Source organism: Streptomyces viridiviolaceus, from assembly GCF_014650995.1.
In the GTDB taxonomy this organism is placed as follows: domain Bacteria; phylum Actinomycetota; class Actinomycetes; order Streptomycetales; family Streptomycetaceae; genus Streptomyces; species Streptomyces viridiviolaceus.
Window position 1 is genome coordinate 1 of the sequence record NZ_BMWA01000044.1, and the last position, 12,841, is coordinate 12,841.

Annotated in this window: 15 protein-coding genes; 7 read left to right on the top strand and 8 right to left on the bottom strand. The window is 70.8% G+C overall.

Annotation, left to right across the window (positions count from 1 at the left end; translation table 11 throughout):
• Positions 1 to 146: 146 nt before the first annotated feature.
• Complete coding sequence (glpX, locus tag IE260_RS38390; RefSeq protein WP_189880522.1) at positions 147 to 1,181, bottom strand: class II fructose-bisphosphatase; 1,035 nt, start codon at positions 1,179 to 1,181, stop codon at positions 147 to 149.
• 127 nt (positions 1,182 to 1,308) lie between these two features.
• On the opposite strand from glpX, the gene IE260_RS38395 reads away from it, so the two are divergent.
• The gene (locus IE260_RS38395) at positions 1,309 to 1,857 is read left to right on the top strand and encodes a DUF4245 domain-containing protein (protein ID WP_189880523.1); all 549 of its coding nucleotides are present in this window, start codon (positions 1,309 to 1,311) and stop codon (positions 1,855 to 1,857) included.
• A 115-nt stretch (positions 1,858 to 1,972) separates the two neighbouring features.
• On the opposite strand, the gene IE260_RS38400 is transcribed toward IE260_RS38395, so the two are convergent.
• Positions 1,973 to 2,563: a malonic semialdehyde reductase gene (locus IE260_RS38400; RefSeq protein ID WP_189880524.1), complete on the bottom strand. Its 591-nt coding sequence runs from the start codon at positions 2,561 to 2,563 to the stop codon at positions 1,973 to 1,975.
• A gap of 250 nt (positions 2,564 to 2,813) precedes the next feature.
• Between IE260_RS38400 and IE260_RS38405 the strand changes: the two genes are divergently transcribed.
• Complete coding sequence (locus tag IE260_RS38405; RefSeq protein WP_189880525.1) at positions 2,814 to 3,026, top strand: DUF4287 domain-containing protein; 213 nt, start codon at positions 2,814 to 2,816, stop codon at positions 3,024 to 3,026.
• 34 nt (positions 3,027 to 3,060) lie between these two features.
• Here IE260_RS38405 and IE260_RS38410 read toward each other — a convergent pair whose 3' ends face one another.
• The 3 genes from IE260_RS38410 to IE260_RS38420 form a co-directional block, all read right to left on the bottom strand.
• Positions 3,061 to 3,303, bottom strand: a complete 243-nt coding sequence (locus IE260_RS38410; RefSeq protein WP_189880526.1) for an exodeoxyribonuclease VII small subunit — start codon at positions 3,301 to 3,303, stop codon at positions 3,061 to 3,063.
• Positions 3,304 to 3,312: 9 nt separating this feature from the next.
• Entirely contained in the window at positions 3,313 to 4,521 is a 1,209-nt protein-coding gene (gene xseA, locus IE260_RS38415) for an exodeoxyribonuclease VII large subunit (RefSeq protein WP_189880527.1), read from the bottom strand.
• 544 nt (positions 4,522 to 5,065) lie between these two features.
• Complete coding sequence (locus tag IE260_RS38420) at positions 5,066 to 6,481, bottom strand: APC family permease (RefSeq protein WP_189880528.1); 1,416 nt, start codon at positions 6,479 to 6,481, stop codon at positions 5,066 to 5,068.
• Between the two features lie 92 nt (positions 6,482 to 6,573).
• Here IE260_RS38420 and IE260_RS38425 point away from each other — a divergent pair, with 92 nt between their 5' ends.
• Complete coding sequence (locus tag IE260_RS38425; protein WP_189880529.1) at positions 6,574 to 7,590, top strand: 4-hydroxy-3-methylbut-2-enyl diphosphate reductase; 1,017 nt, start codon at positions 6,574 to 6,576, stop codon at positions 7,588 to 7,590.
• 29 nt (positions 7,591 to 7,619) lie between these two features.
• Complete coding sequence (gene ppgK / locus IE260_RS38430; protein WP_189880530.1) at positions 7,620 to 8,360, top strand: polyphosphate--glucose phosphotransferase; 741 nt, start codon at positions 7,620 to 7,622, stop codon at positions 8,358 to 8,360.
• A gap of 4 nt (positions 8,361 to 8,364) precedes the next feature.
• Here the strand turns inward: ppgK and IE260_RS38435 are convergent, their stop codons facing one another.
• Positions 8,365 to 8,907, bottom strand: coding sequence for a DUF6542 domain-containing protein (locus IE260_RS38435; RefSeq protein WP_189880531.1), 543 nt, complete (start codon positions 8,905 to 8,907; stop codon positions 8,365 to 8,367).
• Between the two features lie 169 nt (positions 8,908 to 9,076).
• On the opposite strand from IE260_RS38435, the gene ychF reads away from it, so the two are divergent.
• From ychF to IE260_RS38450, 3 genes are all read left to right on the top strand, one after another.
• On the top strand, positions 9,077 to 10,165 hold the full coding sequence (gene ychF, locus IE260_RS38440; RefSeq protein ID WP_189880532.1) for a redox-regulated ATPase YchF: 1,089 nt from the start codon (positions 9,077 to 9,079) through the stop codon (positions 10,163 to 10,165).
• 281 nt (positions 10,166 to 10,446) lie between these two features.
• On the top strand, positions 10,447 to 10,698 hold the full coding sequence (locus tag IE260_RS38445) for a type II toxin-antitoxin system VapB family antitoxin (protein WP_189880533.1): 252 nt from the start codon (positions 10,447 to 10,449) through the stop codon (positions 10,696 to 10,698).
• The gene (locus IE260_RS38450; protein ID WP_189880534.1) at positions 10,695 to 11,111 is read left to right on the top strand and encodes a PIN domain nuclease; all 417 of its coding nucleotides are present in this window, start codon (positions 10,695 to 10,697) and stop codon (positions 11,109 to 11,111) included. Before IE260_RS38445 ends, IE260_RS38450 begins: the two co-directional genes overlap by 4 nt.
• Before the next feature lie 714 nt (positions 11,112 to 11,825).
• On the opposite strand, the gene IE260_RS38455 is transcribed toward IE260_RS38450, so the two are convergent.
• Together IE260_RS38455 and IE260_RS38460 are read right to left on the bottom strand one after the other, a co-directional pair.
• The gene (locus IE260_RS38455) at positions 11,826 to 12,329 is read right to left on the bottom strand and encodes a hypothetical protein (RefSeq protein WP_189880535.1); all 504 of its coding nucleotides are present in this window, start codon (positions 12,327 to 12,329) and stop codon (positions 11,826 to 11,828) included.
• 18 nt (positions 12,330 to 12,347) lie between these two features.
• The gene (locus tag IE260_RS38460; protein WP_189880536.1) at positions 12,348 to 12,818 is read right to left on the bottom strand and encodes a hypothetical protein; all 471 of its coding nucleotides are present in this window, start codon (positions 12,816 to 12,818) and stop codon (positions 12,348 to 12,350) included.
• Between the last annotated feature and the right edge of the window lie 23 nt (positions 12,819 to 12,841).

The window sequence follows — 12,841 nt, forward strand, 5'->3', positions numbered from 1 at the left end:
GCCGAAGGGGCACCCCCCTCCGCACAGGGGGGTGCCCCTTCGGCGTCGCTAGGGCCGCGGGGAACTGCGCGAGGACCCCGCACGGCCCGCAGCCGCCACTCGACGCCGGCCCCCGAGCTCGTAGGCGCCCGGCGCGGCCGGCGGAGTCACTTCGCCCGGTCGAAGTCGATCGCGCTGTACGCCCGCAGCTTGCTCAGCCGGTGCTCGGAGTCGATCCGGCGGACCGTTCCGGACTTGGAGCGCATCACGATCGAGTCGGTCGTGGCGGTCTCGGAGCGGTAGCGCACCCCGCGCAGCAGCTCGCCGTCGGTGATGCCGGTCGCGACGAAGAAGACGTTGTCCCCGGTGACCAGGTCCTCGGTGGTCAGGACGCGGTCGAGGTCGTGCCCGGCGTCGATCGCACGCTGCCTCTCCTCGTCGTCCTTGGGCCACAGCTTGCCCTGGATGACACCGCCCAGGCACTTCACCGCACAGGCCGAGATGATCCCCTCGGGTGTGCCGCCGATGCCGAGCAGCAGGTCGATCCCGGTGCCCTCGCGCAGCGCCAGGATGGAGCCGGCCACGTCACCGTCGGAGATCAGCTTGATGCGGGCGCCGGTCTCCCGCACCTCCTTGATGATCCCCTCGTGGCGCGGCCGGTCGAGGATGACGACCGTGACGTCCTCGGGGGTGACCCGCTTGGCCTTCGCGACCCGGCGGATGTTCACGGCCACCGGCGCGTCGATGTCGACGAAGTCGGCGGCCTCCGGCCCGGTGACCAGCTTGTCCATGTAGAAGACGGCCGACGGGTCGAACATCGAGCCGCGCTCCGCGGCCGCCAGCACCGCGATCGCGTTGGTCATGCCCTTGGCGGTCAGCGTGGTGCCGTCGATCGGGTCGACGGCGATGTCGCACTCGGGGCCGGTTCCGTCGCCCACGCGCTCCCCGTTGAAGAGCATCGGGGCCTCGTCCTTCTCGCCCTCGCCGATGACGACGACGCCGTTCATCGAGACGGTCTGGACGAGGGTCCGCATGGCGCGCACCGCGGCACCGTCGGCGCCGTTCTTGTCGCCACGCCCGACCCAGCGGCCGGCGGCCATCGCCGCGGCCTCGGTCACCCGGACGAGCTCCATGGCGAGGTTGCGGTCGGGGGCCTCTGAGGGGACGTCCAGCTCGGACGGCAGATGATGATGCTCGGTCATCGGAGCGCACCTTTCTGATACGACGACGGCCGGATGAGGGTGTTGGCCACGACTCTATCGTCAGGCAGACAAAATGAGCAGGGGACCCCACGGATGAGCGGATCAGGCACCTGCGACGATAGGGGGCGTGGCAGGTACGAACGGCAAGCAGAAGACGGCCCGGGACATGATCCTCTCCCTGGGGGTCATCGTGCTCGTGGGGCTGGTGATCTGGCTCTTCATCCCGCACGACGACAAGGAGCCCGAGCTCCAACGGGTCGACTACCGGGTCGAGCTGCTCACCGCGCGCCGCGCCGCCGCGTACCCCGTCGCCGCCCCCGAGGGACTGTCCAAGGAGTGGAAACCGACCTCCGTCCGCTTCCGCGGTGACGACTTCGACGCCTGGCACCTGGGCTTCCACGCCCCCGACGGCGAGTACGTGACGATCGAGCAGTCCACGCAGAAGCCGTCCACCTTCGTCGACGAGGCCAGCCAGGGCGCGCAGAAGACCGGGACCACCGAGGAGATCGGCGGCCGGACGTGGACGCGGTACGAGGGCGGCCGGTACGACGCACTGGTGCTCCACGACACGGACGGCACGAAGGGTGCGACGACCGTGGTCGCGGGGACGGGCTCGTTCGAGCAGCTGACGAAGATGGCGGCGGCGCTGAAGATGGAGCGCACGTCGGCGCAGTGACGGCAGGGGCGCCCACGAGGCCCCGGGCGCTCACGGAGCGCGAGAAGCCCCCGGCACCGGAGTGCCGGGGGCTTCTGGCGTCCGTCCCGGGCCGCGCGCCCGGAGGACCGCCGTGTCAGACCGTGGTGACGACCTGGTCGTACTCCAGGCGCGGGGAGCGCGGGAACCAGGCGTCCGGGCCCGGCCGGCCGATGTTGACGACCATCAGCGGGGTGTGGTCGTCGTCCAGGAACTCCTTGCGGACGCCCTCGAAGTCGAGACCGGTCATGGGGCCGGCGGCCAGGCCCGCGGCGCGGACGCCGACGATGAAGTACGCGGCCTGCAGGGAGGCGTTCAGCGCGGCGGCACCCTCGCGCACCGGACGCTCGCTGAAGAAGGCGTCCTTGGCCTGCGGGAAGTGCGGGAAGAGCTGCGGCAGCTCCTCGTGGAACTCGTTGTCGGCCGAGAGGATCGCGACCAGCGGGGCGGCGGACGTCTTGGGCTGGTTTCCCTCGGCCATGTGCTTGACCAGGCGCTCGCGGGCCTCGGGGGAGCGGACCAGCGTGATGCGCAGCGGCGACTGGTTGAAGGCGGTCGGGCCGTACTTGACCAGGTCGTAGATCGCCCGCACCTGCTCGTCGGTCACCGGCTCGTCGGTGAAGGTGTTCGCGGTACGGGCCTCGCGGAACAGCAGATCCTGGGCGGAGGGGTCAAGAACGAGAGACATGCGTGCTCTTTCTCGGGTGGTGCGTCGGAAGCGTGCGCGTCGGCGCGGATCCGTTGACGGACACGACCGTACGGCAAGGAAGTTCAATCTTCAATCAAAGCGGGAGTGCGGTGTTCCGCTTCACACCCTGATGGTGTTGCTCATGTGGCGCACGTCACGCCTGTCCTGCGATCATTCGGCGCGCTCGGCACGGTCGTAAGGGGCAGACAAGCCGCCGCTTCGGCACTCGGACAGAGGGGACCGCATCGACATGACCGCCACCGTGAAGGGCCCGGCCGGCTACTTTCCGTCCATCGAGAAGAAGTACGGCCGCCCGGTCGCGGAGTGGAAGGAGCTGATCCGCTCCTCGCCGCTCGCCAAGCACATGGAAATCGTCACCTGGCTCAAGACCGAGCACGGACTCGGCCACGGGCACGCCAACGCGCTCGTCGCGCACACGCTCGCCGAGGACAGCGCCAAGTAGGCCCGCAGGGGTCCTGGCAGGTCCTGGCGGGTCCCTAGTCCTCGTCCTCCGCCTCGGCCTCCTCGGCCAGTGCCGCGTCCAGGCGGGCCCGCGCCCCGTCCAGCCAGCGCCGGCACACCTTCGCCAGTTCCTCGCCACGCTCCCACAGAGCGAGGGACTCCTCCAGCGTCGTACCGCCCGCCTCCAGGCGTCGTACGACCTCGATCAGCTCGTCCCGTGCCTGCTCGTACCCGAGCGCCTCGGACACGGCCGCCGGCTGCTCCACCTCGCTGGTCATCCACCCACCTTATGTGTCGACTCGTACGGAGAACTCACCCTCGGAGACCCGCGCGCGCAGCGTCTCCCCGGGGGCCACCTCGCCGGGGTCCCGCACGGCATGGCCGTCGGCCCGCTGCAGCACGGCGTACCCGCGCTTCAGGGTGGCGGCGGGGGAGAGGGCCACCACGCGCGCGTGCGTGTGTGTCAGTTCGGAGTCCGCCCGGTCGAGGTGGTGCCGCAGGGAACGACGGCCCCGGTCCAGCAGGGCCGCCACCTGCTCGGCCCGCTCGTCGATCATCCGGTGCGGATCCTGTATCGCGGGCCGGGCGAGCGCGTGGGCCAGCCCTCGCTCCTCGCGGTCGACGAACGCCGCCACGCACCGCCGCGCCCGGTCCCGCAGCAGCCGGACCCGCTCGTACTCCTCGCCGACGTCCGGCACCACCTTCTTCGCGGCGTCGGTCGGGGTGGAGGCGCGCAGGTCGGCGACGTGGTCGAGCAGCGGATTGTCCGGCTCGTGCCCGATCGCAGAGACGACCGGCGTACGGCACTGGGCCACCGCCCGCACCAGCTGCTCGTCGGAGAACGGCAGCAGGTCCTCCACGCTGCCGCCGCCCCGCGCGACGACGATCACGTCCACGTCGTCCATCGCGTCCAGCTCCTTCACGGCCTGCACCACCTGCGGCACGGCGTGCACGCCCTGCACCGCGACGTTGCGCACCTCGAAGCGGACCGCCGGCCAGCGGTGCCGGGCGTTCTCCAGCACGTCCCGCTCGGCGGCCGAGGCACGCCCACACACCAGGCCGATGAGCTGCGGAAGGAAGGGCAGTGGCTTCTTGCGCTCCGGCGCGAACAGTCCTTCGCGCGCGAGGGTCTTCTTCAGCTGCTCCAGGCGCGCGAGCAGCTCACCGACCCCGACGGGCCTGATCTCGGCGGCCCGCAGCGACAGCTGCCCGCGCGGGGCGTACCACTCCGGCTTGGCGTGGACGACCACGCGGGCGCCCTCGCCGACCACGTCGGCCACCGCGTCGAACACCTGCCGGTAGCAGGTGACCCCGACGGAGATGTCGTACGACGGGTCGCGCAGCGTCAGGAACACCACCCCGGCGCCCGGCCGCCGCGACAACTGCGTGATCTGCCCCTCGACCCACACCGCGCCGAGCCGGTCGATCCATCCCCCGATCAGCCGCGACACCTCACCGACGGGCAGAGGGGTTTCCGCGGACGTGTTCACAGCCATGGGCCCGAGCGTAACGGCCGGGTACGACATCGGACCCCCTGTCACGCCCCGCCCGCGGCCGACACCCCGACGCGCTCCGTCCGCTCCCCCGCCCGGCCGGCCTCCGGCCCGATGCCCGCCCCGCGCGCGTGCCGATCCTCTCCCCGGGCTCGCGCGGGGCCGGCCCCGGGTCCGGTCGCGTTGGCCTGCCGGGGCTCGGTCCTGCGCCGCGTGGGTGCGGGTCTCCCGGTCGTGCTCGTGAGTCCGTCGTCGCGCATGTGCCGGTCTTCGACCCGGGCCCGTGTGCCTGCCGGTTCGCGTCCGGCATTCGCGCGCGTGCCGATCCTCTCCCCGGGCTCGCGCGGGGCCGGCCCCGGGTCCGGTCGCGTTGGCCTGCCGGGGCTCGGTCCTGCGCCGCGTGAGTGCGAGTGCGGGTCTTCCAGTCGTGCTCGTGAGCCCGTCGCCGCGCATGTGCCGGTCTTCGACCCGGGCCCGTGTGCCTGCCGGTTCGTGTCCGGCATTCGCGCGCGTGCCGGGCTTCAGGCCGGGCCCGTCTGTCTGCCGGTCACCGGCCGTCGTCGTCCGCAGGCCCGGTGTCCGTGCCGGCCCTCGCCGTCGCCGGGCTCCTCCGGCGCGTCTGCAGTGTCAGCACCACGAGACCGGCGACCAGCCAGATCCCGCCCACCACCTGTGCGGTCCGCGAGGCCTCCACGATCACCGCGACCGTGATCACCGCGCCGAGGACCGGTACCAGAACGTGCCGCCACCAGCTCACCGGGCCCCCGCCGCGCCGGACCGCGAACCACCCCACCACGCTCGCGTGCAACAGCGTGAACGCCGTCAGCGCGCCGACGTCGACCACGGACACCAGGTGGTCGAGGCCGTCGTCCCGCTGCGCCGCCCACACCGCCGCCACCAGCGTGATCACCGCCGAGACCAGCAGCGCCACTCGCGGCACCCCGGAATCCGTCCGCGACAGCGCCCGCGGCAGCCGCCGGTCGCGGCCCATCGCGAACAGCAGCCGCCCGGCCGCCGCCTGCCCGGCCAGCGCGGCGAACGCCGCACCGATCGCCTTGCTCACCGCCACCAGATCGTGCAGCCACGTCCCGACGGAGGCGTCCACGGCGTCGTAGAACGCCGAGCCCTGCCGCTCCGGCTCCGCCGCCAGCCGCGCCGACGACACCGGCTCCAGCAGCGCCACCAGGTACGTCTGCGCCACGAACAGCACACCCGCCAGCGCCAGACAGAACAGCAGCGCCCGCGCCACCTTCGCCGACCCGCCGGTGACCTCCTCCGCGAACGTCGCGATCGCGTCGAAGCCCAGGTACGACAGCACCGCCACCGACACCGCGCCCACCACCGCCGACAGCGCGAACGCCCCCTGCGTGCCGTCCCCGGACAGCGGCGACAGCCAGCCGCGCTCCGCGCCGTCGTCCGCGAGGACCACGACCGCCGCCACGACGAACACCAGCAGGACCACGACCTCCATGGCGAGCACCAGGAACCCCACGCGGGCCGCCGCGCGCACGCCCCACAGGTTCAGCAGCGTCGTGACGACCACCGCCAGCGCCGTCCACACCCAGCGCGACACCTCCGGGACCAGCGCCTCCATCGCGATGCCCGAGAACAGGTACGCCACCGCCGGGATCAGGACGTAGTCGAGCATCGCCATCCAGCCGGCGATGAAACCGGCCCCGTCGCCGAGCCCCACGCGCGCGTAGGCGAACACGGACCCCGCCTGCGGGACCACCCGCACCATCTGGGCGTAACTGAAAGCGGTGAACGCCATCGCGATCGTGGCGACGACGTACACCAGCGCCACCGCGCCGTGCGACTTGGCGTCCAGCGTGCCGAACACGCCGACCGGCGCCATCGGCGCGATGAACAGCAGCCCGTAGACGACCAGGTCCCTGAAGCCCAGGCTGCGGCGCAGACGGTGTCGCTCGTCGGCCTCGCGGGTCGTCGTGCCGCCGTCGGACATGGTGCCTCCGCGAGTGCCTCGGAACATCCCCGTCAGTCTCCCCGGCGACGCCGCCCCCACGCGATCTCCGACCCGCCGAACGCGGCCTTACGATGGTTGCCATGACTGCTTCGTCTGGCCGCCGTGTCCTGCTCGCCGCCCCCCGTGGCTACTGCGCGGGTGTGGACCGCGCCGTGATCGCCGTCGAGAAGGCCCTGGAGCAGTACGGGGCCCCCGTCTACGTCCGGCACGAGATCGTCCACAACAAGTACGTCGTCCAGACCCTGGAGAAGAAGGGCGCCGTCTTCGTCGAGCGGACCGAGGAGGTCCCCCCGGGGAACATCGTCATGTTCTCCGCGCACGGCGTCGCTCCCGTCGTCCACGAGGAGGCCGAGCGCGGCCGGCTCGCCACCATCGACGCGACCTGCCCCCTGGTGACCAAGGTGCACAAGGAGGCCGTCCGCTTCGCGAAGGAGGACTACGACATCCTCCTGATCGGCCACGAGGGCCACGAGGAGGTCATCGGCACCTCCGGCGAGGCCCCCGACCACATCCAGCTCGTCGACGGCCCCGAGGACGTCGCGAAGGTCGAGGTCCGCGACCCGTCCAAGGTCGTCTGGCTCTCCCAGACCACGCTGTCCGTCGACGAGACCATGGAGACCGTCGACGCGCTCAAGGACAAGTTCCCGCAGCTGATCTCCCCGCCCAGCGACGACATCTGCTACGCCACGCAGAACCGTCAGCTCGCGGTCAAGCAGATGGGCGCCGAGGCGGACCTGGTGATCGTCGTCGGCTCCCGCAACTCGTCCAACTCCAAGCGGCTCGTCGAGGTCGCCAAGCAGGCGGGCGCGCGCGAGGCGTACCTCGTGGACTTCGCCGACGAGATCGACGAGACCTGGCTGGAGGGCGTCTCCACCGTCGGCGTCACCTCCGGCGCCTCCGTCCCGGAGGTCCTGGTCGAGCAGGTCCTGCAGTGGCTGGCCGAGCGGGGCTTCGAGGACGTGGAGATCGTCAAGGCGGCCGAGGAGTCCATCACCTTCTCGCTGCCCAAGGAGCTGCGCCGCGACCTGCGCGAGGAGGCGGCGGCCCTGGTGGCGGAGCGGGGCGGCTCGGGTACCGCCGGAGCGTGACCGTCAGTCCTCCGTCGTAACGTGGAGCCATGCAGATCTTCGGCGTGGACATCGGCGGATCCGGGATCAAGGGCGCCCCTGTGGACCTCGACAGGGGCGACCTGGCGGAGGAGCGCTGCAAGGTACTCACCCCGCACCCGGCGACTCCCGACGGCGTGGCCGACGGAGTGAAGCAGGTCGTCGACCACTTCGGCTGGACCGGCCCGGTCGGGCTGACCTTCCCGGGCGTGGTCACGGGCGGCGCCATGATCCGCACGGCGGCGAACGTCGACAAGAGCTGGATCGACACGGACGCCCGGGCCCTGTTCAGCGAGCGGCTGGGCGGCCTGGACGTGACCGTGGTCAACGACGCGGACGCGGCGGGCGTCGCCGAGATGCACTTCGGTGCCGGGCGCGGGCGGCGGGGCACGGTCATCCTGCTCACTTTCGGCACGGGCATCGGCAGCGCCGTCTTCACCGACGGCGCCCTCGTGCCCAACACCGAGCTGGGCCACCTGGAGCTGGAAGGGCACGACGCGGAGAAGCGCGCCTCCAGCAAGGTCAAGGACGATCACGACATGTCGTGGGAGCACTGGGCCCGCCGCGTGCAGACGTACCTCGCCCACGTGGAGATGCTCTTCTCGCCCGAGCTGTTCATCATCGGCGGCGGGGTGAGCCGCAAGGCCCACAAGTTCCTGCACCACATCCAGGGCATCCGGGCGGAGATCGTCCCCGCGGAGCTGCAGAACAACGCCGGCATCGTGGGCGCGGCGATGCGGGCGGCAGGCTGAGCGGTCACCTCGCCGGACGGCGCCCGGCCGCGGCGGCCCGGCGCCGCAGCAACCGGATCCGGCGCGCGACGGCGATCACCCCGGCCACCAGGGTCCCGCCGTACAGCCACCCGGCCTCGGTGGCCAGGGCCGTCACCAGGGCCATCAGCCGTCCGCCGAGACCGTCACGGCTGTCGGCGACGGGCACCAGGCCCGCGGCGAACGCGATGGGCACGACGACGGGGGCGGTCAGCAGATCCCCCCGGCGCACCCAGAGCGCGGTCAGCACGCACACCGGCAGGAAGAGCACGCCGTAGACCGCCGTGGAGCCGCCGAACAGCAGGTGGTCGAGGAACCCGATCCCGAGCATCGCCGCCGCGCAGAACAGGCCGCTGCCCAGCCCGGTCAGCCGCGGGTTCGGCATCCGGCGCGGGCGGTCACCCGGGCGTGGCGTGCCCGGCCCGACCGGCCTGGCCGGCACGCCACCCGAGCCCCGTCCCTGCGGGGGCAGCGGCGGCCTGCCACGTCGCGGTCCGTACTGCGGGTGTCGCGTCCTGTGTTGCTCCACTGGACCAACATAGGTCGTTTTATGTGCTGAATCGGCTCTCGGACACGCCGTCGGACAGAGCTTGGCCAAGCGTTCGACACCGCGCCGGTATGGGGGAGCGCACCCCGTAGACTGGTGGATCGGCCCCGCCGGGCCCCTCTCCGCATCCTCACGTACGGGAAGTCGCAACGTGTCGCTCACGATCGGAATCGTCGGTCTGCCGAATGTCGGCAAGTCGACCCTGTTCAACGCCCTGACCAAGAACGACGTGCTGGCGGCCAACTACCCGTTCGCCACGATCGAGCCGAACGTCGGCGTGGTCGGTGTCCCCGACCCCCGTCTGACGAAGCTCGCCGAGATCTTCACGTCGGAGCGGATCCTCCCGGCGACGGTCGACTTCGTCGACATCGCGGGCATCGTGCGCGGCGCGTCCGAGGGCGAGGGCCTGGGCAACAAGTTCCTCGCGAACATCCGCGAGTCCGATGCGATCTGCCAGGTCATCCGGGCCTTCAAGGACGAGAACGTCGTCCACGTCGACGGCAAGGTCTCGCCCAAGGACGACATCGAGACGATCAACACCGAGCTGATCCTGGCGGACCTCCAGACCATCGAGAAGGTCCTGCCCCGCCTCCAGAAGGAGTCGCGGATCAAGAAGGACATCGCGCCGAAGGTGAAGGCGGTCGAGGAGGCCAAGGAGATCCTGGAGAAGGGCGACACCCTCTTCGCGCACGGCATCGTCCAGGGCACCGAGCGCAACGAGCTCCTGCACGACCTGCACCTGCTCACCACCAAGCCGTTCCTCTACGTCTTCAACGTCGACGAGGACGAGCTGACCGACGAGGACTTCAAGAACGAGCAGCGCGCCCTGGTCGCCCCCGCCGAGGCGATCTTCCTCAACGCCAAGCTGGAGGCGGACCTCGCCGAGCTGGAGGAGGACGAGGCGCTGGAGCTCCTCCAGTCCGTCGGCCAGGACGAGCCCGGCCTCGCCACCCTCGCCCACGTCGGCTTCCGCACCCTCGGCCTGCAGACCTACCTGACGGCCGGCCCCAAGGAGTCCCGCGCCTGGACCATCAAGAAGGGCGCCACCGCCCCCGAGGCCGCCGGTGTCATCCACACCGACTTCCAGAAGGGCTTCATCAAGGCCGAGGTCATCTCCTTCGAGGACCTGGTGGAGACCGGCTCGGTCGCCGAGGCCCGCGCCAAGGGCAAGGCGCGCATGGAGGGCAAGGACTACGTGATGCAGGACGGGGACGTGGTGGAGTTCCGCTTCAACGTGTAGCGGGTGACGTACCGCCACCTCGCTGATCTGTAAACATGCAGGTCGGAAGGGGCTCACTCTTCGGGGTCGGGCCCCTGGTTCTTCCCGTGCCGGGATGGCGCTGGGATGCCGGGGTGGCTCCCGTGCCGACTTGTGCCGCATCAGTGCCAGGAGTCAGGGGGTCCGTGGCCTTGCGTGCGTGGTGCAGTGGCGCGGTGCGGCGGTAGACCCGGCATTCCGATGTCATTTCTTAGCCCAGATTGATATCATCGATGTGTTGTCGGGCTGCGGAGGGATGGCTGGTGGCCAGGACTGTGATTGATCTTGACGAGGAGATCGTCGAGCAGGCGATGCGGGTGTACGGCGCGAAGACCAAGGCCGCCGCAGTACGGGCGGCTATGGAGGAAGGGGTGAAGCTGCGGCTGCGCCGGGAGCTGTTCGAGGCCATTGACGAGGGGGAGTTCGAGGACGCGTTCGCAGAGATCCGGTCGCAGACCGGGCCGCGGCATCCGGACGGCTCGCTCAAGCGTGAGGGCGGTGCCTCGGCGGCGTGAAGGGGCGCTACCTCATCGACAAGTCCGCGCTGGCCCGTCGGGGCAAGCCGGCGGTGCGGGCGCGGCTGGATGCGCTGGACCGCGACGGGCTCCTCGCGGTGTGCGCCCCGACCGAGTACGAGATCCTGTACTCGGCGCGCGGCAAGCCCGAGGCGCTGCGCCTGCGCACCCTGCTCCGCGGTTTCGATCACCTGCCCTGCAACGATGAGGAGTTCGAGCGAGCGCTCGAAATCCAGGGCCTGGCGCTGAACGCCGGCTTCCACCGGGCGCTGTCGCTGGCCGACGTCCTCATCGCGGCAACCGCCGAGCGGCACCGGGCCACGGTCCTGCACTACGAAGGTGACTTCGACATGATCGCCTCGGTGAGCGGGCTGAAAGCCGAGTGGGTCGCGGAGCCCGGCACCGCCGACTGAGTCGACGGTACCGGTGCGGTCGGTGTTCCGGCGCAACGTGTAGCGGGTGACATACCGCCACGTGGCCGGCCTGGCGGCGGCCGGGGTGGTTGCCCGAGGTGGCGCTTGAGCGTCCCGCGGAAGCGCACGAGTCTCGGCGGAACCCACTGTCTGCCGAGAGTAAATAGCGCTACCGGTCCGAGAATCCGTACGTCTGATCGCGGACTTCCACGGTCAGACGTACGGGTCGGCGCATTGTCGGCTTCGGGAATCCGGCAAACAGGGATGCTGTGCCGGCACATGTCTCAACGGGCACGGACAGGGCCTGTACGCCGACGGCCGGATCGTCGCGGATCGGCTCGACGACGCGGTGGCACGGGTGCTGCGGCGGAAATTCGTGCCGGAGCTTCGACCATCCGTACTCCGACGCCCGCAGCTGTTGAGTAGCGTTGTCGGCGCCGATTCTTGTCGTGCTCTGTCACTCTCCCGTGTTGGGACGGCGCAGCATTTCCACAGGTCCCAGCGGGGCCCGACGCATCGGGGTCGGGCCCCTTGCCGTTCCCTCGCCGAGATGGTGCCGGGATGCCGCGTACGGCCCCGACGAGCTGCCGCCACGGCTCCGGGGGCCGGTGCCGAGACCTGCTGGCGGGCCGTGAAGGAGCTGCTCGCCTCCGGCGCCACCGCGCAGGCCGTTCCGCGTTCCCGTGCCGAGGTGACATCGAGCGGCGCGGCGCCTCACATGAAGTCGCTGCCCTGAGTGCTTCCGTTGGCGTTGAGGACCTCCACGCGCAGGTCGCCTTCACGGCTTTCCTGCCAGTCGGTGAGGGCGTCGAGGATCAGCTCCGCCTGGGCGGTGTAGTCGTAGTCCTCGCCCTCGAAGTCCGTGAAGATCTTGACGTCGTCAGCCGCTTCCCAGTCGGTGTCGTTCCCGTCGAGGCCCTTGACCTTGACGACGTGTCCCACCGCGGCCCTCTGCTGGGCCGTCCCCCGCTTCGCCGTGAACGCCTTGAACGCGTCGGCCCATTCCTGCGGCGTCCACTCCCCTCTCGACGCGGGCGCGCCGACGGGCCGCTCGCTGGGCGTAGGCGTAGGCGTTGGCGACGGTGCCGTGACCGTGTGCGTCACGGCCGGACTCGGCTTCGGCGAAGCCTGCGTGCCGCTGGCCGCCCCGAGCACCGCACCCAGGGCCAGGCCGGCGACCCCGGTGACGGCGTATCCAACGACATGGCGCTTGTCCATAGAGGTTCACTCCCGTGGTCACGGCTTCTCGCAGCCGCTGGGTTCGTCGCCCGCACCCATGTTCATGTTGGCGCTGACCTCGGTGTCCTTGTCGAAGTTCCGGATCAGGACGACGCTTCGCTCGGGAAGCCTGCCCAGGGCGAACTGGCACAGCTGCATCAGGTCGCCCTCGGTGACGTGGGCCTCGAGGAGGGCTTCCTTGGCGCTCGACACCCCCTGCTCCTCCCAGTACTCGATCGCCTCGGCCGAATCGACGGTGCCCCCGAAGCGGTCCAGCGCATCGCTCAGATCTTCCGCGGTCGCGTCGTGATACTCGCTGTACTTCACGTACGTGAGGCCGGGAAACGTACGGCTTGTGACCCACTCGGGCACGTCCGCGTTCCCCTCGATCTTCTCCACGGACTTCATCTCCGCCGCTGGAACGGCAGGCTCCGTCTTCGGCTGCGGCTCCTCCCCCGAGCACGCACTCGCGGAGACGGCCAGAGCCATCGCGCCGACAGTCAGGCATATCC